The following is a 24,640-nucleotide window of genomic DNA, read 5'->3' as shown; positions in this document are numbered from 1 at the left end:
AATTAATAAGTAAGAATTAATAAGTAAGAATTAATAAGTAAGAATTAATAAGTAAGAATTAATAAGTAAGAATTAATAAGTAAGAATTAATAAGTCTTAAGTGTTAAATATTAAGCTTTATGTTATAAATAAAAAATAATAACTATTAACTAAAATGTAATAGTTTAAAATTGTTAAATAATATATAGTAGCTTTTATGCAAAAGTTATTATTTGTTATATTTTTGAAGCGTTAATGAGTGGGCTATGATCGTGAAAATCCTTTCTGCCGCTGCCGGGTTCAATGGCGTTGTTTACAATGAAGAGAAAAGAGCACAGGGTGCAGCTCAGCTGCTCAAGGCTGAGAACTTCGGTTTCTTGAACCTGGCTGCGGGAAGCCTGAAGCAGGAGGATTACATCAGGTACATGACGTTGGTGGCAAACACAAACGAGTCAGTGCTAAAGTCCCAGTTCCATGCCATTATTTCCTGTAAGGGAAGGGAGAAGAGTGCGGAGGAACTCCTGGAAATCGCGGAGGGATACCTCCAGCGCATGGGGTACCATGACAACCCCTACCTTATCTACTTTCATTCAGATACTGCGCACAACCATGTACACATGGTGTCTACCAGGGTAAGCAAAGAGGGGAAGAAGGTAAACGACAAGTATGAAAACGTAAGGTCTCAGAAAGTGATGCAGGAGATTCTGATGCAGGATGTGGCATACGAGGTAAAAGCATACTTGACTAAAACGCTGGCATATGGATTTTCCTCTGAAGCTCAGTTTAAGTTACTGCTCGAAAGGGAAGGCGTGAAGGTCACGGAGAAGGAGGGGCAGTACCAGTTCATTAAGTACGGTTCAATGGTGCATGCCTTTGCAAGGAAAGAAGTTGCTGACAGGATAGCAAAGTATAAAGCACCAAATGCGCGTGTAGGGCAGCTGAAAGCCATATTCCGCAAGTATAAACGAGGCCTAACGGTGGAGCAGTTCTCCGGGCTATTAAAGGAAAAGTTCGGGATAGAGCTGGTGGTGCACCAGGCAAAGGGGAAGAGCACTCCCTATGGCTACACGATTCTCGACCATGCCAGCAAACAGGTGCTAAAGGGTTCCCAGGTGATGAAGCTCGATGAGCTGCTTTCCAGTGTTAACAGAGAAGATAAAATACAGGCTGGACGGGAGCTTATAGCCAAGCTTTCTGCAGACAGGGGGCTGTGCTACACCGGCTTCAAGAGACAGCTGGAGGCAACTGGGCTCCTGATCAACAAAAAGGGAGAGATCCGCATCAAGGGAGATGAAGAAGGCAGCATCCCTGTTCTGATGCTTGATAAGGCCCGTGTCAGGGAGCTGCTTTACCAGGAAAGGCTGCAGGAGGCACGGCAGTACACCGTGGCGAGCGATAAGGATATAAAGCTGCTTTCCAGGCTGTTTTTTGTAAAGCAGTCAGATCTGACGGTTGCGAAGGCTTCTGACCCTCTGGAGAAGGAGGTGGTGGCCGCCAAGCTGCACAGCGGCCTTGCCAGCGGCAGGCCGCTGCAGGAAATCCTGGACAGTTGCGGCTGGAGCATCGCTCATTCAGACGGAAAGCACTTCCTGGTTGATCATCAGCAGAAACAGGTATATGCCTGGGTAGATCTGACAAAAGAGAGGCCTGAATTTCATGCTGTGAAGGTTGTTGAGCTCGATAAGGGTAGTGATCGGGCGAGAGAGGAAAGGCTGCAGGACGCATGGACCCAGTCTTCCGGGGCCATCGGTCAACTGGCAGCTTCTATGCTTTACCTTATGGAGTCGAACCTCGGACCTGATCAGGGAGAGAATAGGAAGAGAAAGAATCAACGAAAACGATAATATACATAGACGATTAATACATGAAAATTGTAGTAGCAAACCAAAAAGGAGGGGTAGGCAAGTCCACCACCTGTATACTGCTGGCTAACTATCTGGCCTTGGAGAAAAAGGACAATGTAATCATCCTGGATATGGACTTTCAGGACTCCATCTACTCCAGATGGGAGAAGGAGAAGGAGCTGTATGCCAATGACCCACTGTACGAGGTTATCAAGATGGAGGTAGAGGAGTACCCGAAATACAAGGTGCATATTGACAGTCTGCAAGGGGGGCATGTTATTATGGACATGCCTGGCAGGCTGGACACGAACGAGCTTATTGCTGTATACCAGGATGCTGAAGTAATCGTCTGTCCGTTTTCCTATGAAAAAATGACTTTTGAGTCCACCATGTTCTTTGTTCAGGTGGCCAAGCACGTTAACCCGCAGGTAAGGATTGTGTTCCTGCCAAACCGCCTGAAGTCCTCCGTGAACTATGAATTGAAAGCTGCCGTGGATGAGCAGCTGGCGCAGTTCGGCACTGTGGCTCCGGCGCTGCCAGACCGTGTAGGATTTCAACGCATAGATACCGTATCGATCTCTTCGGATATTCGAGGGGTGCTCGATAATTCTTTTGGGTATATATATAATGAGTATTTAGAGACAATATAGAAGATTCTTTAAATAAAATTTATATTAATATTCAATAATTGAAACATTTTAATTAAATAACGTATAATATTCATGGCTACAGCAGGTAACAAAGGGTTTGACATCAAGAGCTTTAAGCAAAGCATAGGACAGGCTCCTCAGCAGAAAAACGCAGAAGAGAAAGCTGTTCAACCAGTTCCTGAGGAAAAAGAAGAGATGGCGCCCGCAGTTTCAAAATCGGGCAAAAAAGGTGAAAAGCCTAAGGCTTCTTCTACCGCTACAGCAGGCAAAAAGCAGGAGGCGCCTTCCTCGAAAAAGACAGCTGCAAAGGCTTCGGGTAAAGCAGCGTCAGGTTTGAGCTTTGAACAACTGCTTGCTGAGCTCGATAGTGCGAAGGATGAGTTTACCTTTACCTCCAAAACAGTTTATGTGGACGTGCATATACACGAAGTGCTAGACCTGCTGAAGAAAAAAGGAGGGATCAAAATCAATGTGCTGGCAAGCTACCTGTTTGCCAAATTTATTGAAGAGCATAAAGAGGAGATCCAAAGGCTCCGAGATAGAACGGATAACAAGTTCTTGAACTAAGCTGAATCTATAACATTAGGTAAAAAAGTATATAAATAAATAATCTAATCTTAAAATATACGTATAAGTATAAAACCGTATTTCATATCGATTATATATTTAAAGTAGGAATGTCTAGTTTGTAAATTGATGTTTTAACTTAAATTATATAGCTATGTCTTGGGGCGTTTTCTTTGCTACGGTAGCAGTACTCTATGTGCTTTATTATGCAGGTAACCTGTTGTTTGACCTGTACCTTCGAAATGCAAAAGGCGTAGCCGCAGATATGGTGGCGCAGTACAGTGTTTCAGATTTAGTAGACACTACAGAGACACCCCAAGACATTGTGGACGAGGATTACCTAGAGGAAGAATTCGAGGAGGATTATGAGGATTACGAGCAGGAGGAGCAACCCTTGGATAGCGGTCTCCAAGAGTATCCTATTGCAGCCGACGGGCATGCCTTTGCGCACCAGACGGCCTCGGAGAACAGTGTCGCCATGCCCGTGATAGGGCAGGGGATACCCCTAGAGGAGTTCCTTCAGAACGCCAGGCGACTTTCAAACGCAATACCTTTTTCTTCATAAATTTTTAACTCAATGACAGAGATTATGAAAAAGTTACTTGCTATGCTCGTATTGGTAGTCCTCGCTGTCCCATCTTCCTTTGCTCAAGGGGCCGGAGGCATTGATGCCGGAGCCTCTGAACTCCAAACTTACATTGACCCTGTAGGCAACCTAATCCTGGTCATCGGAGCTATTGTTGGCCTGATTGGGGGAGTTAGGGTGTACATCAAGTGGAACTCCGGAGACCAGGACACACAAAAGGCTGTCATGGGGTGGATGGGGTCCTGTGTATTCCTGATGGTGGTGGGGGTGGTGATCAAAGCCTTCTTCGGCTTGTAAGCCGTGGCTCCTGAAGATAACAGAGGATTTAATGTCTACAAGGGGCTGCAAAAACCCCTTGTATTTAAATCCTTCAAAGGTAGATATATCTACTGGGGCCTGGCCTCCGTTCTAACTGGCTTCTTTGCGGCAGTTGTCTTATCTGTTTCGCTCAACTTCTTTTCAGGTCTGGTAGCCTTGGTGGTCGTGACTTTCGGCGGTATGGGGTTTACGGCTATACAGCAGAAGAAAGGGTTGCATCATAAAACGAAGTCCAAAGGGGTATACATCATGCCCGCACAATGGAGGCGTTCTTCACGAAGATAGGGGGCTGGCCCTGGCAGCACAATTTTAACGTCATCACTTTTCTTAGCCATGAAAAAGCAGCGGTTTGGTCTGCCATACATTGGCATAGACCGTCATGCCCATGATATTCTATATCATGAGCGCGGAGACTATTCGGTTATCATCAAAGTACAAAATCCAGCCCTGCAGTACTGTGCAGACGTGGAGGCATACTATCTCTTCCACCAGACCTTTGCCAACATCGTTAAAATTCTAGGCGCAGGCTACACCCTTCAGAAAACGGACATACTAGCCAGGAAGCGCTATGTGCCGAAGCAAACGGATGATCTCCTGAGTCAGAAATTTCAGGAGGCATTTGCAGGAAGAGAGTACCTGGATGTTTCTACATACCTGACTATAACAAGGGGCGTGCGGCGCTCCAGCTTCTTTACATATGACGAGAAAGACTTCAAAGCATTCCAGCGGAACGTTGCCAAAGTGCTGGACATACTGGAGAGCAGGTCTTTCAAGCCCTATGCTCTGAAAGAGATAGAGGTGAAGAAGTTTATTTCCCGCATTCTTGCCTTCAACTTTTCCGATGAGGTTTATGCGCTCAATAACCTCCTTGCCTCAGAGGAAGGCCTGCAAGTCGGTGACAGCGTTATCCGATGTATCTCGCTTGTGGACATAGATGAGATCAACTTTCCGTCCAATCTTAAGCCAAACACAGCGCTTCACATAGGGTACAGCCTCCCGGTAGACCTGATGCATTTTCTGCACCAGGTGCCAGGTTGTGACTGCCTTGTGTACAACCAGGTGATCCAAATCCCTGATCAGCGCCATGAATTGGCCAGGCTGCAGGCCAAAAGAAAGAAACACCTCTCCATGCCTGACCCGGCCAATGATCTGAGTGTGCAGGATATTGATCAGGTGATGGCCGATATCGCCAAGGATAACCAGCTGCTCGTGTACGGACACTACAGCGTGCTGCTTTCAGCCAGAGAAAAGGAGATAGACCGTGCTGCTAACTATCTGGAAAGCGCTTTGTTTTCCATTGGTATTATTCCCTCCCGAAACGCATATAACCAACTCGAACTATTCCGGTGTGCCTTGCCCGGCAATAGTTCGGAGCTTAAAGTATATGATAAATTTTTGACTACTTCAGACGCGGCCTTATGTCTGCTTTTTAAAGAACGTTTACTGCAAAGTGAGTCATCCAGCTTTCAGGTATACTTCACGGACCGGCAGGGGATTCCTATCACGATTGACACGAGTGATGCGCCCATCTTCTCAGGCCGGATGAATAACCGTAACAAGTTCGTGTTGGGGCCTTCGGGAGCAGGGAAGTCATTTTTCATGAACCACCTGATCCGGCAGTATGCCCTGCAGCACACAGATGTTATTTTGGTGGATACCGGACACAGTTACTCCGGCCTGTGTGCCTACTACAGGGGCCGCTACATTACCTACTCCGAGGAGCAGCCTATCACCATGAACCCCTTCCGGATCTCTGCTGCCGAATTCAACGAGGAGAAGCGGGAGTTTCTCAAGTCATTGGTGGGCCTGCTCTGGAAAGGTGCCGAGGGCACTGTCAGCCAAATTGAGGACAGCGTCCTCTCTTCCGTTATCACTTCCTATTACCAATACTACTTTGAAAACGGCTTGGAGAGCAGCTACCTTTCCTTCCAGTCCTTCTATGACTTCTCCATCAGAAAGATCGACGAGATCACACAAAAAGAGTCCATTAACTTTGACCTGACCAGTTATCGGTTTATCCTCAAGAAGTTCTGCAAAGGGGAGGCGTATGGCCAGATCCTGAACAACGAGCTGGATACCACCCTTTTTGATGAGCCCTTTATTGTTTTCGAAATTGATGCCATCAAAGAGCATAAGGTACTATTCCCGATCACCACCCTAATCATCATGGACGTGTTCCTGCAGAAAATGCGGCACAAGAAGAACCGTAAGGCCCTCATCATCGAGGAGGCCTGGAAGGCCATTGCCTCTCCGCTGATGGCCGGCTATATCCTCTACGTCTATAAAACGGTCCGCAAATTCTGGGGAGAGGCCGTGGTCGTGACGCAGGAGCTGGATGATATCATCGGCAATGTTGTGGTTAAGAACTCTATCATCAACAACTCCGATACCATCTGCCTTTTGGACCAGACCAAGTTCAAGGACAATTTCGATGAGATCGCCGCGCTGCTCTCTATCAATGAGGTGGAGCGCAAGAAGATATTTACCATCAACAGCCTCGACAACAAAGAGGGGCGGGGCCGCTTCAAGGAAGTTTACATCAAGCGCGGGTCCACCGGTGAGGTGTACGGCGTGGAGGTATCGCTAGAAGAGTACTTGACCTTTACCACCGAGCGCCAGGAAAAAGAGGCCATACAAGTGTACCTGAGCAAGTATGGAAATTACAGGGAGGCCTTGGAAAGGTTTGTCGCAGACTTCAAGGCCTCGGGGCTTAAGCTAAATGAATTTGTTCACCTAATTTTGCAACGCAGCTATGAAAAAGTACCTCTACACGCTTAGCTTCATGAGCCTGGTAACAGGTCATGTACTAGCTCAGCAGGTTGTTTTTGACCCAGCGGTCGTCTCCACACTTGTTGTGAACCATACGGCCCAGCAGGCGGCCTTAAACGACATTAAGGAAAACGAAGGAAAGATTGCGGCCTTACAGACTACCATTAGCCTGAAGATGACGCAGATCAAAGAGCTGGAGGAAAAGATGTACAACTCTCTCAAATCTGTGCAATCCATTATCGGGCAGAGTAAAAACATTATTTATGCCTCCCAAATTGCCGCAGACATAGGCCACTACCAAAACCAAATGATGGAACTGGCGCGCGGTGATAACGAGCTGCTCCTGATCGCTGCCAAGACAGAGCTGGAGCTGATCAACCGTACATCCGACCTGTTTACCTATATCTACCAGGTGGCTGTCATCGGCACGGATGTGAACCTGATGAACAACGCTGACAGGCTCTCCCTTATCCGCCATGTGGTGGACGAGCTGCGGGTGATGCGGGGCCTGGCCTATTCCATTACGCGCAAGATGCGTGTGGCCAAGTACGCGGGACTTTTGAAGACCATGAACCCGATGGGGCTTGCCTACCCTGACAACAGCCAGGCGATCATCCGCTCCCTGATGGAGGAGTACAAGGCAATCAAGAAGTAAATTGTCTCTACTGTTATGAAGACGTTATGTGTACCCGCTTTATGCCTGGCCCTGTTTCCTGTACTCTTTACAGATGCCCTGGGGCAGGGCGTGCAGCCAGTTAACAGTAAAAACACAAGGTACCAGCTGGAGCGGGAGGTTGTTACCCGTTGGGGAAAGTTCAACCCGAAATGGTACTTTATTCTTTTCCATAACAAATACAGGAAAGGACCTGACAGGCGGAACATGCTGCAGCTTGCCCCTACCATGGCTTTGCTGAGCCAGAACAGGGTGAAGGCGGAGGCGCAGGAGGAAGCTGTAAGCCAGGTATATGAGCAGGAGATGTTCAAGTTTGCCGACAGGTCCCTGAATAAAGGATACCACCTCCTGTATAAAAAGAAGATCGATGAACTCAACACTGCCCTATTGGGGATGAATGCCGAGGCGGTACAGGCCGGGGTGCAGGCAGATTATATTTTGGCCATCCATGCCGAGCGGGATAGAATTAACGCCGACATCGGGATCATCCTGGACGCTTACCTGGACGATGCCAAAAAAGGGGAGCAGCTGCGGGTATACATCGGGGAGCTTACGGCCTTGAGGAATGATTTCAGGCGGCTCATCTCTCTCTTTAAAACGAGTCAGGACTTAACCGACTGATGCCATGCGTGAATTAATCGATAAAGCCATATTTGACCTGTTCGACGGGCTCTTTCTCAATATACAGGACCTGGTGAGTGTTTTCCTGTATGATGCGCAGGCGCTATGCGCCATCTGCATGCTGCTGTACTTCGGCCTGGAGGCTTACAAAATGATGGCCGGGGATGAAACGCTTCGCATCATGCCTTTGCTGCGTCCTTTCGCCTTAACACTGGTGATTGTTTTCTGGCCAGGATTTATCGACGCTGTGAACCTGCCGCTGCAGCTAGTTAATGATCAGGCAAAAGGCATGTACGGTGCACAAGTAGACCAGGTGGAGGATTTGCACCGGGAACGCCTCGCGCTGGTAGACTCTGTGGCCCGGAAGCTCTCTGAGAGCAGCGCCGAGTTTGAGCGGATTGAGAGTGAGGCCAGTGATGCGAGCTGGTACGAAACGATGGGGATTGACCTGCAACCCCTGTTTAACAAAATGAAAGGCTATTACCTGATGCTGATGGCCAAGCTGCACTTTACGGCGATGATGGTGGTGGAGTGGATTGTGATCAGCATCTTTCAGGTATGCTCCTACATTATCTATTTCCTGCAGATCATCTTTGCAGGCATTCTGGTGATCCTGGGCCCCTTCTCCTTTGCCCTTAGCGTGCTGCCGGGCTTTCGGGACTCCTACCTGGCCTGGATTGCCCGCTATATTTCCGTAGGGCTGTACTCGGGACTGGGCTATATCATTATGTCCATCTCCTTTGTGCTGGTCAAGTATGGGTTGATGAAGGAAATAGATATCCTGAAGGCAGTACTGGGCAACGAAGAGATGTTCATTGCCTACGTTTCCTTCCCCTCTGGCGGCATCAGTTTCTACATTGTCTCCTTGATTGTGGGAGGATTGGCCATGCTGACCATTCCCATTATTTCCACCTGGATCGTGCACACCACGGGTGTGGGTAATGCCATTGGTACAATGGCAGGAGGAGCTGCGAAGGCGGCCGGAGGAATTTTAAAATAAATTAAAAAGCGCTTGCTATGATAAACAACCTCGAAAAGAAAATGAAGCTGGCATTTGCCGTGAGTATCGGCAGCTTTATCTCCTCCATCATTATAGTAGGTACGGTTTGCGCCTTTGCCTTTCGTTATGCCGAGGAGCAGCGGAAGAAGATTTATGTGATCGACCACTCGGTGCCGCTGCTGGTGGAGCAGACCGAGCTGGGGGTAAACCGGACAGTAGAATACAAGTCGCACGTGAACATGTTTCACCTGCTCTTCTTCACGCTACCGCCAGATGACGCCTACATCAAGAATAACATCGCCAAGGCCATGTACCTGATCGATGAGTCCGGGCTGGCACAATACAACAACCTGAAGGAGAAGGGCTATTACAACCAGATTCTGGCTAGTTCTGCGGTTTTGACGATCAAAACCGATAGCGTTAAAGTGGACGAAAACAGGCACTTTACCTACTACGCCACACAGCGCATTGAGCGGGAGACCTCTGTGATGAAAAGACTTCTTGTTACAGAGGGGGATCTTGAGGAAGTGCCGCGCACAGAGAACAATCCCCATGGACTTTTGATAAAGAACTGGAAAACGGTCATGAATAAGGACTTGGAGTATGTCGAAAAGAAATCCTTTTAGCGGTAACATAAAGCAAAGGCTTTCATACCTCAAGGAAAGTGTCAGGGACTACTGTGCCTCGAATCCAAAAGCAGTGGTGCTGGCCATGCTGGTTTTACTTTCTGTGGCTGTCATAGGATTGCTAGTTGCCCGGCACCTGCACCAGGGGACCTATGCAGTATCGGCTGGCAAGCTGTACAGGCAACTTGATACTTCTGGCAGCAAGATGACTATAGGCAGGTCGAGTACCGCAGACATGCTGGAACTGATAAAGCTCTATAACGCGGCCAGGCAGCTGAATCCTGACAGCCTGCGTGCCCAAGACAGTGTTTTTCTCAAAGATATTGATCAGCGTTTAAACCGAATCATCCATGAAGAGAATTAACTTTCGGCATCCCAGATATGCCATCCCGCTCATCATACTGCCTTTTCTTGTCCTGCTTAATTACTTGTGGCTGGACATGACACCGGCAACCACCGCAGCACAAACGAAAGTGGAGCTCACCGAGACAACAGCCCTTAATACCTCCCTTCCGGATGCCAACCTCAGAAAGCGGGACATGAAGGATAAATTCTCGGCTTTTCAGGACGAGTTTAAGTATAGGACCGACTACTCGGCCATGCAGGAAATCGGACAGGATAGGGTAGACCCCAGGGACATGGCCTATGGCAGCGTGTACACGGAGGAGGAGCGGCGGATGCTCGACAGTCTCAATAACCGCATCCTATCGGATCAGCAGCCGGAGGGGTTTATGGAGCGGGTAAGCCAGCGGCAGCGCCTCAGCTCAGAGCGCTATGCATCGGCTACTACCTCTGTGCCTGGACGGTCAACCCGCCCGATGCGAAAGGTTGAATCGGCATATGAAGAGGAGATGCGGCTGTTCCGGGAGCAGATGATGTTTATTGACAGCCTGAGCCGGGTAGGAGAGGAGCCTGTGCCTTCTCGTAGGGGGTCGCAGCCGCCGATGGTCCATGCACCGGCTTCCGAGAAGCAAGAGCCGGCACCATTACCCGTGACCAAATACAGGAATACGAACAAAGCCTTTTTCAATACCATTACAGCAGACGGTGAGGAGCAGTTTATCAGAGCTATTCTGGACGAAGGGTTGAAGGTGATGCAAGGCGGCAGGATCAGGATTCGCTTGCTGGATGACATCTATGTGCGGGACTACGAAATAAAGAAAGGCAGCTACCTCTACGGCACTGTTTCCGGTTTCAGTGCCCAACGAATTGAGATAGCCATCCGCTCTATACTCTACGGCAACCAAATCATCCCGGTAGACCTGAGTATCTACGATAACGACGGCTTGGCTGGGCTATATGTCCCGGATTCACAGTTCAGGGACTTTACAAAAGAGCTTGCCGGGAATGTGAGCAGTGGTCAGTCATTTACTTTTGAGGATTCACCTGACAATGGCAGCCAAATGCTTTATTCTATGCTGGAAAGGGTTTCTCAGACCACCACCCGCGCCGCTGGCAAAGCCATCCGGAAGAACAAAGCTAAGTTGAAGTACAACACCATTGTTTATTTGATAGATAATAAAGCCCAATAATATGAAAAAGCTATTCCTTCTATATGTGTTGTTTGCCCTGCTGTTTTCAGCCTCGGCACAGGATTCTCTTCAGGTAGTGCACGTGCATGAAAGCATCTCCACGCATATTGTGAGTCCTGAGCCGATACAGTATGTAGATATCTCCACAGATGATGTAGCGGGGGATATACCTGTCGCCAACATCCTTCGGGTCAAACCCAAGCACGGTGGCGCAAAACCGGGTGTTATCACCATCGTTGGGGAACGCTTCCTTGTGCAGTATAAGCTAGCCTACAGCCGAGCGGATCGGGCAGATACGGAGGTGCGTATAGACCCTACCCAGGTAGATGATTACCTGAACCCAGCTGTGGCCATGAGCCGGGAGGACATGGCGCGGTTTGCGCTGCTGGCCCTCCAACGAAAGCCCCAGTTCAATAGTGTGACTACGAAAGGGCAGGGGATGCGGGCAAGGCTGAACAACATCTATACGGTGGGGGATTATTTCTTTGTTGATCTCTCCCTAAAGAACGACACCAACATTCCCTATACAATCGATCAGATACGGTTTAAAATAGAGGATAAAAAGGTTGTCAAGGCCACTAACTTTCAACAAGTAGAGATGCAGCCAGTTTTTCAGCTTTATGATATAGGCAGCTTCAAGCGCAAGTACCGGAATGTGTTCGTGTTCAAGAAATTCACTTTCCCGGAGGAAAAGGTGTTCAATATTGAGGTGGCCGAGGAGCAGATCTCTGGGCGCACCATCTCCCTTAAAATTGACTATTCTGACATTCTTCATGCAGACACCTTATGAGAAAGACGCTACTCCTTTCCCTGCTGCTCCTGGTTGTGCTGCCGTGCCGAGCGCAGGAGGGCTACACCCATCTAAACGTGGCAGGCGGCTGGATGTACAAGGATGCCTTAACTGCTAACCTTGCCCTGGAGTTCAGCAAACGCCACTATAATTCCTGCGAGATCTTCGGTGATGCCTATAAGAGCAATGTGGACGACAGCAAAAGCTGGCTGGTGGGGGCCGCCTACAAGCCCATGATTACGCGGTCTAAGAATACATTCCTCAAGCTGCGTGTGGGGGCAGGCATTGGCTCTAACACCGAGCACTTCATAGGAGCCCTGCAGGCAGGCCTGGAGCTGGGCTATGTGCTGCCAGGAAATGTAGTGTTGATGCTCCAACAGAAAAATGAGGGCGTGCTTCGGGTAAACCACAACTTCAGGACTGGCTTACTGGCAGGCATCAAAATTCCGCTCTGATTTGGCGCTGACTAATCGAAGGGCATTTGCTTGAGAAGCAAGATCTCTATAGGCCTGTCTTATTTACTTTAAAGTGTTAGACATTATTTACCAACAGCGTCATGGAAGAATCCAGCGAAATTAAAAAACTTTACTCCTTTCTGCAGGGACTTATCTACTTCACTATTGTGGTGGAGATAGCTGTTTTCCTCTTTATGGATTCGGGCAGTATGTATCAGCTGCAGCCTGTACTGCGGAAAGTAAAGCGCATGGCTATTTATGAACACATCTACTTCTCCAAAGCTTTCACTTTCGGTTTGATTCTGATCGTGAGCATTGGCACAAAGGCCAGGAAGAACCTGGACCTCGACCCGCTCCGGCATATCTTCCTTCCCTTGCTTATCGGCTGCGCCTTTTTCTTTGGCTCGGGTTTCTTTTATTTCTTTGAAAGCAGCCGTATTCTTTTCTGGGATGTGTCCCTGTCTGATGCGGCTTACATCCTGCTCTCCTTCTTAGGTGCGATGATGATTCATATAGCCTTGGATAATATCTCCAAGCATATACAGCACCGATTGATGAAGGACAAGTTTAACGTGGAGAATGAGTCCTTTGAGCAGTCCAGGAAACCGGAGCATACGCCATACTCGGTGAATATCCCGATGCTTTACTATTACCAAAAGCGGGTACAGCGCGGGTGGCTCAATGTGGTAAATCCCTTTCGGGCAACACTGCTGATAGGTACACCCGGCTCTGGAAAGTCTTTCTCGGTGGTATTGCCTTTTATCAAGCAGCTTCTGGGGAAAGGCTTTTCTATGATGGTCTACGACTTCAAGTTTCCAGACCTGGCCAGAACGACTTATTACCATTATCTGGTCAATAGAAAGAGAGGGGTATTGAAAAACCACAGGTTCCATGTCATCAATTTTAACAGCGTAGAGCACAGCAGGAGGTTTAATCCTTTAAAACCGGAGTATCTGCCTACCCTGGCTGATGCCACCGAAACGGCTGAGGCGCTGCTGGAGGCGCTGCGGAGAGGAGACAGGGACTCTGGGACTGCGCAATTCTTCAACCAGTCAGCCGTTAATTTCCTGGCTAGCTGCATCTACTTTCTGAGCCGGCACGAAGGGGGGCGGTATTCTTCTTTTCCGCATGTACTTTCCTTCATTAACCTTAGCTATGATCAGATTTTCGAGGTGCTCTTTTCCGAACCTGAGCTGGAGAGTCTGCTTTCGCCTTTTGCCACAGCCTATAAGAACAGAGCCTTTGAGCAGCTGGAAGGGCAGATTGGCACCTTAAAGATTAATATTGGCCGACTGGCCACAAAAGAAACATTCTGGGTACTATCAGGAGACGACTTTAATTTAAAGATAACGGACCCGGAAAACCCTTCTATATTGGTGATTGCAAATGACCCTGCCACACAGAGCATTAACAGCGCCTGCAATGCGCTTATCCTTAATCGCATGACACGCCTGATCAATACAAAGGGGAACTTGCCATGTGGGCTGATCGTGGATGAGTCTCCTACGCTTTATATACACCGGGTGGAGAACCTGATCGCTACTGCCAGGAGCAACAAGATAGCTGTGCTGCTGGGCCTGCAGGAACTTCCGCAACTGCGGCAGCAGTATGGCAGGGAAACAGCCGACACCATTTGCTCTGTAGCGGCCAATGTACTCTCGGGCTCTGCCCGTAATAAAGAAACGCTTGACTGGCTGGAAAAACTTTTTGGTAGGGTGAGGCAGCTAAAGGAGGGGCTTAGTGTGGACCGTAACCGTACCTCCGTCAACATGAACGAGGAAATGGGGCCGCTCATTCCGGCATCCAAAATAGCCAATTTGCAGGCGGGTGAGCTGGTAGGACAGGTGGCTTCCGATAGCGAAGAGTATAGCGGGAAGTATGTTGCCAGTACCTACCACTGTAAAATTAATCTCGACCTTGATAACATACAACAGGAAGAAAAGCAGTATCTTGACCTGCCAAAATTTTATAACTTTGGTACCCCCGACCAAAAAGACCAAATCCTGAGAGCAAACTACAATAAAATTAGAAATGAGGTTAAGACACTAATCACAGCGTTACAGGTATGAGCGTGAGCATACAGGAGTTAGGCCAAAGGTTAAAGCTGCTGCGAAAGCGGCTTGATTTATCGCAGGAGAGCCTGGCAGAGTCCATGGGGGTGAACCAGAACCAGATATCCCGGCTGGAGAACGGGGTGGGAGGGACAATCGAATTGCTTTTACTTCTGTTCAGCTTCTACAGCAAACACTTTCACGTGGACCTTCTTTTTTCCGACAACTTCGACATCCTGGAAAAGCACGAAAAGCTATCCAACAGCCATAGCCTCAACAGCATTGCCGTTGAAAAGCTGAAGTTCGCCCAAAGTGAGTTTTCCTCGCAGATTGAGGAGGTAATACGCTTACTTGATACGCCTTAAAATTTTTAAGGGCATACAGGCTGCTTGTTAGGGTTAGAAGTCACTAATAACTTTTGCACCTAATATTTGAGTCGTACCGCACCTAGTTCTGGGCTAACCGTGTAAAGCTGCTGCAGATCATCCTCTGATCTACGCCTTCCTACGCTTATTACTGGACAAGGTAGTCTGCCAATTTGGCTTTTACCTACTGCGGCAAGCAAAGTCGCCATAGAATAGTAAAGCGGTGTAGGAAGTCTCCCACGCCGCTTTACCGCATCAAGTTTATACTAGCCAGCCTATGCTGCTCAATTCTACCTGATCCTGACTCTAAGCTCTGGATGGCTCATGCACTCAGCTTTTGATTAGGTATTTCTTTCGAAAAGCCTGCTGAAAATGCTTGTCTGAACAAATACAGCGGCCACTAACGTGCTTTTTCACAGGAATATTCAAATGCTTTCCAAGTGGCTCTAGTAGGTTGACTCTTATAGTGGCAGTTGCTTTTAGCTCCCGAAGCTCCACATCACCAGCACTAGCTCTGCAGCAAGCATGATACCCGCTAAAGCGGCCTGAAAGGCCATAGGAGTTTCAGCCATCTGTCCGTCACCGGTGGCCAATAGCACCCCATCGCAGACAGCTTCCAGTTCTGCCGCTTGGCCATGACAGAGGCTCAGCTTTCTGGGTGAGGTATAGCCTCTATACCTGTATCTTTGAAGAGTTCAGCAGCTTAAGTTCACTTTTGGAGGAGTACGCTACAAGCATCACTGATGAGTGGAAATAAAGCCAAAAGAACTATTTTTTACAAGCCACCTGAGATAGCAGTAAAAACACCTCATAGGGGTTGATTTAAAAAAGCCAAACTGACAATTACTTCTCCTGCCCGCCAACTGTCGCAAAGCCGACAAATCAACATTTTATAATGCTTAATTTGCGGCTAAAGGCACCTAGTAGACTCTTTACACAAACCTTCGGGTAATAGCTGAAGTTAAATAAATAACAACATTTCTTATATAAACTTTTCAGAAGATGTCTTAAGAGTAGAGACTGCTGTAGCCAAATGTTTCAACCCTGCCAGTTAGCACATTATGGGTTTGATCAAAAGGCGTTTCAGGTAAATCTAATTATCATTATGGAAAAAAATCACAAAGACATAGTCGTTATTACAGGGGCTTCCGCAGGTTTGGGACGTGCCATTGCACTTAAATTTGCAAAACACGGTGCCCGTGTGGCACTCATTGCCCGTGGGAGAGAAAGATTGGAAGACGCCAAAAGAGAGGTAGAGGAAAACGGAGGCGAAGCCCTTATTTTTCCGGCCGATGTAGCCGACGCGGCCGCACTGGACAACGTGGCGGCCCAATTGGAAAGTAAGTGGGGCCCAATCGATGTGTGGGTGAACAATGCCATGGTGGGGGTGCTGAGTCCCGTGAAGGAGATGACACCGGAAGAGTACAAGCGGGTAACTGAAGTGACTTACTTAGGGCAGGTATACGGTACGCTGGCAGCACTCAAACGCATGCTACCGCGAGACAGAGGAAGCATTGTGCTGGTCGGCTCAGCGCTAGCTTACAGGGGCATTCCGCTGCAGTCTGCCTACTGTGGCGCAAAACACGCGACCATGGGCTTCTACGATTCCCTCAGGACCGAGCTGCTGCATGATAAAAGCCATGTGAAAGTGACAACGGTGCAGCTCCCGGCCATGAACACGCCGCAGTTTGACTGGATGCGCAACAAGTTACCCAACAAGCCCCGCCCGATGGGTACGATCTACCAGCCTGAAGTAGCAGCTCGAACCATCTACCATGCAGCTTATCACCCGGAGCGGGAGTATAAGGTAGGCTTCTCCACGCTGCAGGCAGTTATCGGCAACAAGTTTTTTCCCCTAGCAGGAGACTGGGTGCTGGCCATGAACGGGTATAAAGGACAACAGACATATGAGCCTGCCGGAGAAGACCGTTTGGACAACCTGTTTGAACCTGCACCGGGCCTATTTGGCGCCCATGGCCGGTTCGATTCAAAAGCAAAAGATTCGAGTACCGTGGGTTGGTTGGGCCGTCACCAGGCCGTGCCTGCCGCACTGACCCTGCTGGCAGGTGTTGCAATAGCCGGCCTCTTTCTACGGAAATAAAAAATAGTATCACTGAAACAAATAAATACACTAACTGAACTAAAACAAACTATGGAACAAGCGAATTCTAATCAATCCAAAGCCACCTTTCTGCCAAAAGCAGAAGGCAGTATCTCATTTCCCCTGGACAAAACAGCCTTACTAGTGATCGACCCGGTCAATGACTTTCTTTCAGAGGGCGGGGCGGCCTATGAGCTGACCAAGACCACCCTGACAAAGCACGACATGATCAAGCACCTTAAGATGGCGATTGAGGGTGCGAGGGCAAAAGGAATGCCGGTGCTCTTCGGACCGATGGCCTATACTGAGGACGATTATGCCGATGAGAAACTGCAGAAGAAAAGTGGCATTAACCGCATGATGTTTGAAACGAAGATGTTCCTGGCTGGCAGCTGGGGCGCTGACTTTCATCCGGATTTGCAGCCGCTTCCTGACGAAATCGTGTTGCTGCCACACAAGACCTGTGATGTGTTTATGTCGGACCTGCCGGAACAGTTAGAGCGGCTTGGCATAACACACCTGGTTATAGCTGGTATGGCAGCCAATATGTGTTGCGAGTCTACCGCCCGGCATGCCGTTGAGGATGGCTATGATGTCACCATGCTCAAGGACGCCATGGGGGCTGCCAGTATACCGGAATATGAAGCAGCCGTGCATCTGAACCTTCCGCTGTTTTCAAACGCGGTGATCACAACCGAAGAGTTTCTAAAGGCACTGGAGATAGCAGCACCTTTGCAGACGGTGGATGTGCAGGAAGGGGATACGGTAAAGGGATCGGACAATGGAGAGATCGGAACCGTAGAAAAAGTAGTGAGAGCAGCGAACGATGCCGAGAGTTACATTCTGGTGCCTCGCGGGATGATCTTTAAAACGGATACGTACATTCCACTGGATGCCGTCACCAAACGTAGTAGCAACGAAGTGTTCATTAACATTCCGAAGCTGGTGGTAGGGGAAATGCCTTGGAAAGAAGCGCCTACACAGCAGGACCGTAAGTCGAAGCAAGGTCCTCCTGCCAGTGAGGTAAGCAATCTTTATCGTTCCAGAACGGCATCCGCACTCTCGAGAAGGTAAGAAGGAATCGTTCCTTGGAAAGCGGTCAGGACGAACTTCATTTTTCAAAAAAAGTATAATCAAAACGTAACGATCTATTCCCCTAAAAATAAAGTTGCCCAGACATGTCAGCCAGCATCAGTATTGTGATACCTACTTACAACGAGGTGGATGGCATACAGGGGCTGGTTCGGTACCTGTTAACGTCGGGGAACAGACCTGCCCCTGAGATAATAGTGGCTGACGGAGGCAGTTCGGATAACACACCCGAGCTGGCCAGAGCAGCCGGAGCAAAAGTGATACGGTCACCTCAAAAAGGTAGGGCTGCACAAATGAATGCCGGAGCCGCCTTCGCGACTGGTGAAATTCTCTATTTCCTTCACGCAGACACATTTCCACCTGCTGATTTTCAAACTGCTATATTGGAAAGCTGTGCATCAGGAGCCGGTGCCGGATGTTTTAGGCTCCGGTTCGACGACAGCCACTGGTTTTTAAAAGTAAATGCCTGGTTTACGCGGTTCGACCTCGACCACATCCGGTTTGGGGATCAGAGCCTGTTTATCCTGAAATCTGCCTTTGAGCGAATTGGAGGCTTTCGGGAAGACCATATTGTAATGGAAGATCAGGAAATTATATACCGGATTAAAGAAGTCACCAGATTTAATGTGTTGCCTGCTGCCGTCGTTACTTCGGCACAAAAGTACCGTCAGAACGGCATTTACCGCCTGCAGTTTATCTTCTCGGTCATCTGGCTGCTATACTACATTAGAGTTCCCCAACAGAAACTTGTTAGCATCTATAATAGGCTCATCAAAAAGTCAAAGCTGAAATGAAAATACCAGCTCCATGCCCTGCCGCTGTTATTCTAACAAATGCTTATCCCCTACTGAAAATCCAATACTGTAAGTGCTGTCGCTGGCGATAGAGCTCAATCATCAGCCATACACAAACGATGCTATACTCCAATGCTACTAGTCTCAGGTCCTCCTGGTAAGTACTAGTGCGGTAAGCAGCGTAGGTAAGTATCACAAAGCCCGACCATATAACTGCAAATCTAAAATAGCTCAACGATGTAAGGGCCAGTAGTGTGGTGAGGTACCAAGGATGTACTGTGGTGGTCAGCAGCAGGTAAAGGGTTAAGGCAGCTGCCATACAGCCAATCAGTTGCCGGATGTTTTCAGGCCTTTTTACTGTGGCCAGGGCCAGGATACCCGTTAACGTTAGGAGCGAAAGCAGGGGCCCAAGTACAAATATAAGGTTATAGCCAGTGAATCGGAAGCCGATCCACCGCATCAGGTAGTATATACCGGCATTGAACTCAAATTTCCGAAAGTACAAGTCTACACTGCTAAAGATATTATACAGCACTTCTCCATTTAAGACAGGGGCAACTAAGGCTACCACTGTAAGAAGCGTTATCGCTCCATAAAGTATGAACTTCCCAACACCTAGTTTCCGGAAAAGGAAAGGGAGAAACATGAGGGGCAGAAGTTTGGTACCAACAGCAAGTCCAAAGGCAATCGCTGACCAGGCAAAACGGAGGTACAACAGGAGGTACAGAGCCAGAAGCAAGAAAAAAATCATCAGGGCCTCAAAGTGCAGGTTACCGGTTAGCTCCAGAATCACGAGAGGGTTCAGCGCGTAAAGCAAGACTTGTTTATCGGGTAATTTCATTTTCCTGAGCAGCCGCCAAAACAGTAAAATATTGCCAGCCTCGAACAGCAAAATCAAAACCCGCATTACCACAATGCTGCCCAACACGCTGTTTGGGTAAAGCTTTACACCCAGCCAGAACACTGCCTGCGACACAGGCGGATATACACTGTAGTAATCAGGAGAATTAAGCGAACGAAAAAACTCCTGCGAAATTCCCGGCACTTGGGGGCCTTCGGGCGTTACAAAGAACCGGGGCAGGTACAGGTAGGGGTTCTGTCCGGCTGTCAGCAGCCGCCCGTCCCATACAAACCTGAAATAATCATCAGACAGAGCTGGTGTAGCCAATAAAAAAATCAGTCTGAAAAACAGAGCCGCTGCTATGCTCAGGTACAGTGCGTTTTGCTGGCGAACCAGATACAGGTAACTGAAAAAAACAAATGCATACAGCAGGAGTAATTGTGTGAAATTGGAACGTGGGGTAGCATAGGCAAGCACTGCGTAGGCTACTGCCGATGTACCCAAAAGCGCGTAGGCAACTATCTTTTTGTTAGTGCTTACCATAACTGGTCATGGGCATCTGGCTGAGCTCAGGAAAGATTAATATATTAAAATAAAAGGCTACAGATTCTTAAAAATAGTCAGTATAATTTTATAGCCTGCCATTACAGTGCCTCTCACAGTGCCGGATATTTTTGAAGTTCCAATACGCTTTCGGTAGGAGACGGGAACCTCTGCATACCTGATTCTTTGTTTAGCGGCCTTTGCCTGCATTTCCACCGTCCAACCGTAGGTAGGGTCACACATGCCGAGTGCCAGCAGTGCGTTGAGCCTGATGGCACGGAAAGGGCCCAGATCCGTATAGCGGACACCGTAGAAAAAGCGTAGTAGCGTTGTGGCTAGCCAGTTCCCGAATATTTGTTGCGGCAACATAGAACCTGCTGCCCGCTTACCCAAAGCCCTTGAGCCGATCACCATATCTGCACGGCCGTCAAGTATTGGCTGCACTACTTTTGTTATTTCTTCAGGGTAATCGGAGTAGTCGCCATCCAGAAAAACGATGATTTCAGGACGTGTACTTTGCTTTTTTGCAGCGGCATAGGCTATCCCTTTCAGGCAGGCGTTTCCGTAACCAGGACTTGGCTCGTGCAGGACGGTGGTCCCAGCTGCTTTGGCAACAGCAGCGGTTGCATCAGTAGAGTTATTGTTTACCACGATCACATCATCTACAATCCCTTTCGGAATATCCTGCACTACCTTGGCTATAGAATGCTCTTCGTTGTAAGCTGGAATAATTACGTTAATCAGGGGCATACGAACCAATAAGGAAGCAGTAGATTTTCTGCCGCTCTATAAATACAGAATTCAGGCAGGTACTTTTACAGTTTAATACCAAATCAAATTTACTCTCTTTCATACCCTGCGATTATAATTACATTTGTGGCACCTTTACCTTTCCTAATCCAGAATAGTCTTTCTTTAGTAGAAGTCGACATAACTTCACCGAGGCTTTTTCGGGGAGTTATGCCAATATCTATCGCTATGTTATGGTCAGGTCTTTAAATGGGCTACTGATATAATCAAGGACTACCCTTTTCGCCATGCCCTGCCGCTGAAAACTTCATCTAGGTCGGTATGGAAGATGTGGTTGGAGTAATTACTGAGTGTTTTTACGGCCAGAGCAAGTATGATCTCCATAATGTGCTTCTCTTCATAGCCTGCCTGCAGAAACTCTTCTACCTCTTCGTGGGTCGGATTGCCCCGCTTATCAAACATAATGCGGGTAAACTTCGATAAAGCGCTTAGTTTAGCGTCCGGAATCTCCCTTCCTTCCCGTATGGCATCTGTTACCTCAACCGGAACTTTCGACATGTTATCGGCGATAAAGCTGTGGGCGGCAGCGCAGTACTCACAGCCGTTGGCTATACTTACCGTCACAAAAACAACCTCCTGCTCTACAGGCGTAAAGCCGCTGTTTTTCCGGAAGTTATCATACCCCACTGCATAAGTCTCCATTAATCCGGGGGAATTTACCATATTCTTATACATGTTCGGGATCATACCCGTCTGCTTATGGGCATTCTCTAAATGCGGTTTTTGCGCCTCATTGGCCTTCTCAAGCGTTACAGGTTCTAAGCTGGTCTTAAATGTTTTATTTGCTGTTTTAGTTGTCATCTTTATACTATTATAGGTTAAAATTTATTTCATCATACGAGCAGGTTCGCTCTCTCCAGCAACTCACTTAACTCCTGCTGCAGAGTGTGTGTTTTATCCTGTGCATACCACCTGTGCAATTGCTCAGCGTAGCCGGCTGCTGTCATCGGGTCGCTTTTTAACAGTTTTACTAACTCCTGTGCTGGCTTTGGCCGTGGCCCCCACTCACCCAGGTAAGTAAAGTCTGAGTTGAGCTGTATAAGTTTAGGTATAGCACTGCCTCCATTGGTCAGGTGGCTTTGCATCAGCGCAGGAAATTTATCCCGGTATAAAAGCCGGAGAGTTATTTTACCCTCCGAGGCTTGTGCAACCTTGTGTAGGAGTGGCAGGCTTTGGGCGGCATCACCACACCAATACTCTGTAATTACAAGCCAGTATACTTTGTTCCTTATACCTGCTAAAGTCAGTAGCAGCTCCTGGCTGAATGCACTTGTTTTGGCAATACGCTGCATACGCGTCAGGTTGATAGGGAAATATTGTGCATGGGCGCTATCGGATTTTAAACCATTCGTGGTATTTACAACTGTTTGCTGCAACTGTGCAAGGTACGCCTCATAAGTTATGCCCCTGATCAGGTACTGTTTGTAATCGATCTGCGGGTCTATGGCTGTATTTTCCATTTTATCATTCGCTTAAATACATAATGTGCAGGTTTATAAGCCCGGCCCTATTGGTGATGGTGTAGGCAACCTATTAAGCAAAGGTGCACACAGAAGTGCTACTGAATTGTCAGGGGTGCGACAATCCGGAATATTAGCCTTCCTGCAGATGGACAAAACCGTCGGCCAGGCTGAGCAGCGCTTTAGTTGTTGATTCCGCCCTTGTCGATAAAGTAACTCCGGCCTTTCGGGAGAACATGCATGATAAGATGTTCGAGACAGAGAGGTTCTCCAGTGCGCAATTGCCTGAAATTATTCTCCTGCAGTTCTCGGCCGTCCAAGAGGACAACTAACCCGGAGCCTATCGTCTCTATTTCATTTCCTTTCGAGATGAGAATGCCCGTGTCTTCCCCCAAGCCAATACCAACTAACTTTGGATGCATGGCGATCGCCTCAATCATACGGGGTATACGCCGGCGGTTCACAAAGTGCGTGTCTATGATGACATGGGGCAGCAAGGCTAGTCCATCACCTAGTGATACGATTCCTTTCACAAGGGGCTTGGTTTCATATGAACCTCCTATCATGGTTTTGCATAAGGCCATAGCCCCCGCACTGGTGCCGGCAATCAGGAACTTCTCCTCGTGCAGGTAGCGGCGCCTGATTAGCTTAAGCGCTTCTGTATGGTTGAAGGCAGCTGTAATTCTGAGTTGGTCACCCCCTGTGAATATCACTGCGTCCGCCTTGTGAAGTCGTTGAAGCGTTTCCGGACGAGCAGCTTGTTCCCGATCTTGAATAGCCAGGTGGCCTACATTGTCGCAGCCCAGGAGCATGAAACCATGCAGATATGCCTGAAATAATTCATCGGGGATACTGGTAGCTGTGGTGATAACCTCAATGCGGGTGCCGATGCCGTATAGTTCATCATGAATACGTTTTAGGATACCTTGCTCAAAGAACAGTATACGTTGCGCCTGCTCAGCATTGAAAGGTAGTGGTATGCTTCCTTTGTCTTCATTGCCGCCTATGGCAACTATCTTGCCTTTAGGTATCAAATCGTCCCCTTTCTTGAAAAATTATTGGTCTTATTCATAGGCTTTCTGAAGCCAGTTAGCCAGCGCATCTGCTGTGATGCCTGTCGCGAGGACGTAGACGCCATGATACATCGCATCTTCGGCAATAACGTTAGGTTTCCAAGTGTAGATTGGCTCTGAAATGTCCATCATAGGAAGCATAACTATTTCCGCGCCCCACACAGCACCAAAATGCGCTGTGGTTCCGACCGCTCCTTTGGCTCCAAATGCAGCCATCAGCCCCCTCGGCACTCCCCAAGTAGATCCGTAGGCAAAATGGGTTATATTCGATACAAGTTCTTTGTCTTCTTCGGTTTTGGTTTCAATGCCAAAGGTTTTCTTGACAGCTTGGTAAGGCGTGTCACTGGGTTTGCGCCCGCTGAACTGCATCTCTAGCATTTGGGCAGCTGTCATGACGACAGTTCCCACGAGGCCCGCTATAAGACCGATGCCGATTCCTGCGGCCACCTTTGCTACAGTGGCCGTTGCTTGTTCCTGTTTTTGTTCTGTCTGTTTTGTTTTCATAGTTCCTGATGTGGCTTTAAGGCAGGTATACTCCCCACTCTTAGGCAGCTATTCAGTTGATAATAGCTGCTAAAAAGTGAGGAGCCTAAATTAAAATTCATAATTAGATAGAGGTTGCAGTAGTGTGTCCCCTCTGAGAAGAAGGGTGGAGCAATCCCAGGTAGGCCCAAGCGGCACCAATACCAAAACTGACGTGCGCAACGGCCGAAACCCAGTTCCGGGCCATAGCAAACCAAGGAAAGAGAACAGTCATCCCGTAGAAGTTTACAAAGTAAATAACCAGACCGATGACAGCGCCTACTGCCAGCGCTTTACCTAGCGTCATGTTTTTCACAATAAAGGCGATAACGATGGCGTAAATAATGGACAGCATCATGTGGAGGACAAGGGCAGTCATAAACATCCCAAATTCAAATGTGGCAGGGGGGGGCAACACGCCTTCGCCCAGAATAATAGCCGCGATCATACGAGGTGGTGCCCATGGGCTACCTCCCAGGAAGAGGGGCACCATGATCATTTCAAGCATCATGAAGATCAGACCGGCTATGACACCGGCCCAGATAGCTGCTTTCCAATTTATAGTTCCCATAATATTA

Annotated in this window: 27 protein-coding genes; 20 read left to right on the top strand and 7 right to left on the bottom strand. The window is 48.2% G+C overall.

The window, feature by feature from the left end; all coding sequences use genetic code 11:
- Positions 1-245 precede the first annotated feature (245 nt).
- The 20 genes from I0P70_RS20005 to I0P70_RS19910 all read left to right on the top strand — a co-directional run bounded on the left by I0P70_RS20005 (position 246) and on the right by I0P70_RS19910 (position 18,813).
- Entirely contained in the window at positions 246-1,823 is a 1,578-nt protein-coding gene (locus I0P70_RS20005; protein WP_196120911.1) for a relaxase/mobilization nuclease domain-containing protein, read from the top strand.
- A 20-nt stretch (positions 1,824-1,843) separates the two neighbouring features.
- Positions 1,844-2,473, top strand: coding sequence for a ParA family protein (locus I0P70_RS20000; protein WP_018480016.1), 630 nt, complete (start codon positions 1,844-1,846; stop codon positions 2,471-2,473).
- 72 nt (positions 2,474-2,545) lie between these two features.
- A complete protein-coding gene (locus I0P70_RS19995; protein ID WP_140455370.1) occupies positions 2,546-3,040 on the top strand; it encodes a hypothetical protein in 495 nt (164 codons plus the stop codon).
- A 154-nt stretch (positions 3,041-3,194) separates the two neighbouring features.
- The gene (locus I0P70_RS19990) at positions 3,195-3,605 is read left to right on the top strand and encodes a hypothetical protein (RefSeq protein WP_196120910.1); all 411 of its coding nucleotides are present in this window, start codon (positions 3,195-3,197) and stop codon (positions 3,603-3,605) included.
- A 24-nt stretch (positions 3,606-3,629) separates the two neighbouring features.
- Positions 3,630-3,923, top strand: coding sequence for a DUF4134 domain-containing protein (locus tag I0P70_RS19985; protein WP_025603778.1), 294 nt, complete (start codon positions 3,630-3,632; stop codon positions 3,921-3,923).
- 3 nt (positions 3,924-3,926) lie between these two features.
- Positions 3,927-4,229, top strand: coding sequence for a DUF4133 domain-containing protein (locus I0P70_RS19980; RefSeq protein ID WP_196120909.1), 303 nt, complete (start codon positions 3,927-3,929; stop codon positions 4,227-4,229).
- Between the two features lie 48 nt (positions 4,230-4,277).
- Positions 4,278-6,722 carry a TraG family conjugative transposon ATPase gene (locus tag I0P70_RS19975; protein WP_196120908.1) on the top strand — a complete coding sequence of 815 codons (2,445 nt, stop codon included), beginning with the start codon at positions 4,278-4,280 and terminating at the stop codon, positions 6,720-6,722.
- Complete coding sequence (locus I0P70_RS19970; RefSeq protein WP_196120907.1) at positions 6,697-7,368, top strand: plasmid transfer protein; 672 nt, start codon at positions 6,697-6,699, stop codon at positions 7,366-7,368. Before I0P70_RS19975 ends, I0P70_RS19970 begins: the two co-directional genes overlap by 26 nt.
- 15 nt (positions 7,369-7,383) lie before the next feature.
- Positions 7,384-8,007 (top strand): hypothetical protein, encoded by a 624-nt coding sequence (locus I0P70_RS19965; RefSeq protein ID WP_196120906.1) that lies wholly within the window; start codon positions 7,384-7,386, stop codon positions 8,005-8,007.
- Positions 8,008-8,011: 4 nt separating this feature from the next.
- Positions 8,012-9,007, top strand: a complete 996-nt coding sequence (locus I0P70_RS19960) for a plasmid transfer protein (RefSeq protein WP_196120905.1) — start codon at positions 8,012-8,014, stop codon at positions 9,005-9,007.
- A 17-nt stretch (positions 9,008-9,024) separates the two neighbouring features.
- Positions 9,025-9,633 carry a conjugative transposon protein TraK gene (gene traK, locus I0P70_RS19955; protein WP_196120904.1) on the top strand — a complete coding sequence of 203 codons (609 nt, stop codon included), beginning with the start codon at positions 9,025-9,027 and terminating at the stop codon, positions 9,631-9,633.
- Positions 9,611-9,997 carry a hypothetical protein gene (locus tag I0P70_RS19950; RefSeq protein WP_230392318.1) on the top strand — a complete coding sequence of 129 codons (387 nt, stop codon included), beginning with the start codon at positions 9,611-9,613 and terminating at the stop codon, positions 9,995-9,997. The genes traK and I0P70_RS19950 overlap by 23 nt, the downstream gene beginning before the upstream one ends.
- Positions 9,984-11,165: a conjugative transposon protein TraM gene (gene traM / locus I0P70_RS19945; RefSeq protein WP_196120903.1), complete on the top strand. Its 1,182-nt coding sequence runs from the start codon at positions 9,984-9,986 to the stop codon at positions 11,163-11,165. Before I0P70_RS19950 ends, traM begins: the two co-directional genes overlap by 14 nt.
- A 1-nt stretch (position 11,166) precedes the next feature.
- A complete protein-coding gene (gene traN, locus I0P70_RS19940) occupies positions 11,167-11,955 on the top strand; it encodes a conjugative transposon protein TraN (RefSeq protein WP_196120902.1) in 789 nt (262 codons plus the stop codon).
- Positions 11,952-12,410, top strand: a complete 459-nt coding sequence (locus I0P70_RS19935; protein WP_196120901.1) for a hypothetical protein — start codon at positions 11,952-11,954, stop codon at positions 12,408-12,410. Before traN ends, I0P70_RS19935 begins: the two co-directional genes overlap by 4 nt.
- 101 nt (positions 12,411-12,511) lie before the next feature.
- On the top strand, positions 12,512-14,479 hold the full coding sequence (locus I0P70_RS19930) for a type IV secretory system conjugative DNA transfer family protein (protein WP_196120900.1): 1,968 nt from the start codon (positions 12,512-12,514) through the stop codon (positions 14,477-14,479).
- A complete protein-coding gene (locus I0P70_RS19925) occupies positions 14,476-14,826 on the top strand; it encodes a helix-turn-helix transcriptional regulator (RefSeq protein WP_196120899.1) in 351 nt (116 codons plus the stop codon). Before I0P70_RS19930 ends, I0P70_RS19925 begins: the two co-directional genes overlap by 4 nt.
- Before the next feature lie 1,105 nt (positions 14,827-15,931).
- A complete protein-coding gene (locus tag I0P70_RS19920; protein WP_196120898.1) occupies positions 15,932-16,927 on the top strand; it encodes an SDR family oxidoreductase in 996 nt (331 codons plus the stop codon).
- Positions 16,928-16,978: 51 nt separating this feature from the next.
- Positions 16,979-18,001 (top strand): cysteine hydrolase family protein, encoded by a 1,023-nt coding sequence (locus tag I0P70_RS19915; protein ID WP_196120897.1) that lies wholly within the window; start codon positions 16,979-16,981, stop codon positions 17,999-18,001.
- 104 nt (positions 18,002-18,105) lie between these two features.
- Positions 18,106-18,813 (top strand): TIGR04283 family arsenosugar biosynthesis glycosyltransferase, encoded by a 708-nt coding sequence (locus tag I0P70_RS19910; protein WP_196120896.1) that lies wholly within the window; start codon positions 18,106-18,108, stop codon positions 18,811-18,813.
- Between the two features lie 43 nt (positions 18,814-18,856).
- Here I0P70_RS19910 and I0P70_RS19905 read toward each other — a convergent pair whose 3' ends face one another.
- The 7 genes from I0P70_RS19905 to I0P70_RS19875 all read right to left on the bottom strand — a co-directional run bounded on the left by I0P70_RS19905 (position 18,857) and on the right by I0P70_RS19875 (position 24,633).
- Positions 18,857-20,197 (bottom strand): hypothetical protein, encoded by a 1,341-nt coding sequence (locus I0P70_RS19905; RefSeq protein ID WP_196120895.1) that lies wholly within the window; start codon positions 20,195-20,197, stop codon positions 18,857-18,859.
- 57 nt (positions 20,198-20,254) lie between these two features.
- Positions 20,255-20,947: a glycosyltransferase family 2 protein gene (locus tag I0P70_RS19900; RefSeq protein WP_196120894.1), complete on the bottom strand. Its 693-nt coding sequence runs from the start codon at positions 20,945-20,947 to the stop codon at positions 20,255-20,257.
- Positions 20,948-21,220: 273 nt separating this feature from the next.
- A complete protein-coding gene (locus I0P70_RS19895; RefSeq protein WP_196120893.1) occupies positions 21,221-21,808 on the bottom strand; it encodes a carboxymuconolactone decarboxylase family protein in 588 nt (195 codons plus the stop codon).
- A gap of 32 nt (positions 21,809-21,840) precedes the next feature.
- Complete coding sequence (locus tag I0P70_RS19890) at positions 21,841-22,467, bottom strand: thioredoxin family protein (protein ID WP_196120892.1); 627 nt, start codon at positions 22,465-22,467, stop codon at positions 21,841-21,843.
- A gap of 182 nt (positions 22,468-22,649) precedes the next feature.
- Positions 22,650-23,501, bottom strand: coding sequence for a cyanophycinase (locus tag I0P70_RS19885; protein WP_196120891.1), 852 nt, complete (start codon positions 23,499-23,501; stop codon positions 22,650-22,652).
- 30 nt (positions 23,502-23,531) lie between these two features.
- Positions 23,532-24,044 (bottom strand): hypothetical protein, encoded by a 513-nt coding sequence (locus tag I0P70_RS19880; protein ID WP_196120890.1) that lies wholly within the window; start codon positions 24,042-24,044, stop codon positions 23,532-23,534.
- Positions 24,045-24,147: 103 nt separating this feature from the next.
- Positions 24,148-24,633, bottom strand: coding sequence for a hypothetical protein (locus tag I0P70_RS19875; RefSeq protein WP_230392317.1), 486 nt, complete (start codon positions 24,631-24,633; stop codon positions 24,148-24,150).
- Positions 24,634-24,640: the final 7 nt, after the last annotated feature.

The organism is Pontibacter sp. FD36 (genome assembly GCF_015686655.1).
Taxonomy (GTDB): Bacteria; Bacteroidota; Bacteroidia; order Cytophagales; family Hymenobacteraceae; genus Pontibacter.
This window is presented reverse-complemented; position numbering and strand designations above follow the sequence as displayed.

Coding starts and splice junctions, on each gene's coding strand:
- I0P70_RS20005 (WP_196120911.1), top strand. CDS start 246: ATGATCGTGAAAATCCTTTCTGCCGCTGCCGGGTTCAATGGCGTTGTT.
- I0P70_RS20000 (WP_018480016.1), top strand. CDS start 1,844: ATGAAAATTGTAGTAGCAAACCAAAAAGGAGGGGTAGGCAAGTCCACC.
- I0P70_RS19995 (WP_140455370.1), top strand. CDS start 2,546: ATGGCTACAGCAGGTAACAAAGGGTTTGACATCAAGAGCTTTAAGCAA.
- I0P70_RS19990 (WP_196120910.1), top strand. CDS start 3,195: ATGTCTTGGGGCGTTTTCTTTGCTACGGTAGCAGTACTCTATGTGCTT.
- I0P70_RS19985 (WP_025603778.1), top strand. CDS start 3,630: ATGAAAAAGTTACTTGCTATGCTCGTATTGGTAGTCCTCGCTGTCCCA.
- I0P70_RS19975 (WP_196120908.1), top strand. CDS start 4,278: ATGAAAAAGCAGCGGTTTGGTCTGCCATACATTGGCATAGACCGTCAT.
- I0P70_RS19970 (WP_196120907.1), top strand. CDS start 6,697: ATGAAAAAGTACCTCTACACGCTTAGCTTCATGAGCCTGGTAACAGGT.
- I0P70_RS19965 (WP_196120906.1), top strand. CDS start 7,384: ATGAAGACGTTATGTGTACCCGCTTTATGCCTGGCCCTGTTTCCTGTA.
- I0P70_RS19960 (WP_196120905.1), top strand. CDS start 8,012: ATGCGTGAATTAATCGATAAAGCCATATTTGACCTGTTCGACGGGCTC.
- traK (WP_196120904.1), top strand. CDS start 9,025: ATGATAAACAACCTCGAAAAGAAAATGAAGCTGGCATTTGCCGTGAGT.
- I0P70_RS19950 (WP_230392318.1), top strand. CDS start 9,611: ATGTCGAAAAGAAATCCTTTTAGCGGTAACATAAAGCAAAGGCTTTCA.
- traM (WP_196120903.1), top strand. CDS start 9,984: ATGAAGAGAATTAACTTTCGGCATCCCAGATATGCCATCCCGCTCATC.
- traN (WP_196120902.1), top strand. CDS start 11,167: ATGAAAAAGCTATTCCTTCTATATGTGTTGTTTGCCCTGCTGTTTTCA.
- I0P70_RS19935 (WP_196120901.1), top strand. CDS start 11,952: ATGAGAAAGACGCTACTCCTTTCCCTGCTGCTCCTGGTTGTGCTGCCG.
- I0P70_RS19930 (WP_196120900.1), top strand. CDS start 12,512: ATGGAAGAATCCAGCGAAATTAAAAAACTTTACTCCTTTCTGCAGGGA.
- I0P70_RS19925 (WP_196120899.1), top strand. CDS start 14,476: ATGAGCGTGAGCATACAGGAGTTAGGCCAAAGGTTAAAGCTGCTGCGA.
- I0P70_RS19920 (WP_196120898.1), top strand. CDS start 15,932: ATGGAAAAAAATCACAAAGACATAGTCGTTATTACAGGGGCTTCCGCA.
- I0P70_RS19915 (WP_196120897.1), top strand. CDS start 16,979: ATGGAACAAGCGAATTCTAATCAATCCAAAGCCACCTTTCTGCCAAAA.
- I0P70_RS19910 (WP_196120896.1), top strand. CDS start 18,106: ATGTCAGCCAGCATCAGTATTGTGATACCTACTTACAACGAGGTGGAT.
- I0P70_RS19905 (WP_196120895.1), bottom strand. CDS start 20,197: ATGGTAAGCACTAACAAAAAGATAGTTGCCTACGCGCTTTTGGGTACA.
- I0P70_RS19900 (WP_196120894.1), bottom strand. CDS start 20,947: ATGCCCCTGATTAACGTAATTATTCCAGCTTACAACGAAGAGCATTCT.
- I0P70_RS19895 (WP_196120893.1), bottom strand. CDS start 21,808: ATGACAACTAAAACAGCAAATAAAACATTTAAGACCAGCTTAGAACCT.
- I0P70_RS19890 (WP_196120892.1), bottom strand. CDS start 22,467: ATGGAAAATACAGCCATAGACCCGCAGATCGATTACAAACAGTACCTG.
- I0P70_RS19880 (WP_196120890.1), bottom strand. CDS start 24,044: ATGAAAACAAAACAGACAGAACAAAAACAGGAACAAGCAACGGCCACT.
- I0P70_RS19875 (WP_230392317.1), bottom strand. CDS start 24,633: ATGGGAACTATAAATTGGAAAGCAGCTATCTGGGCCGGTGTCATAGCC.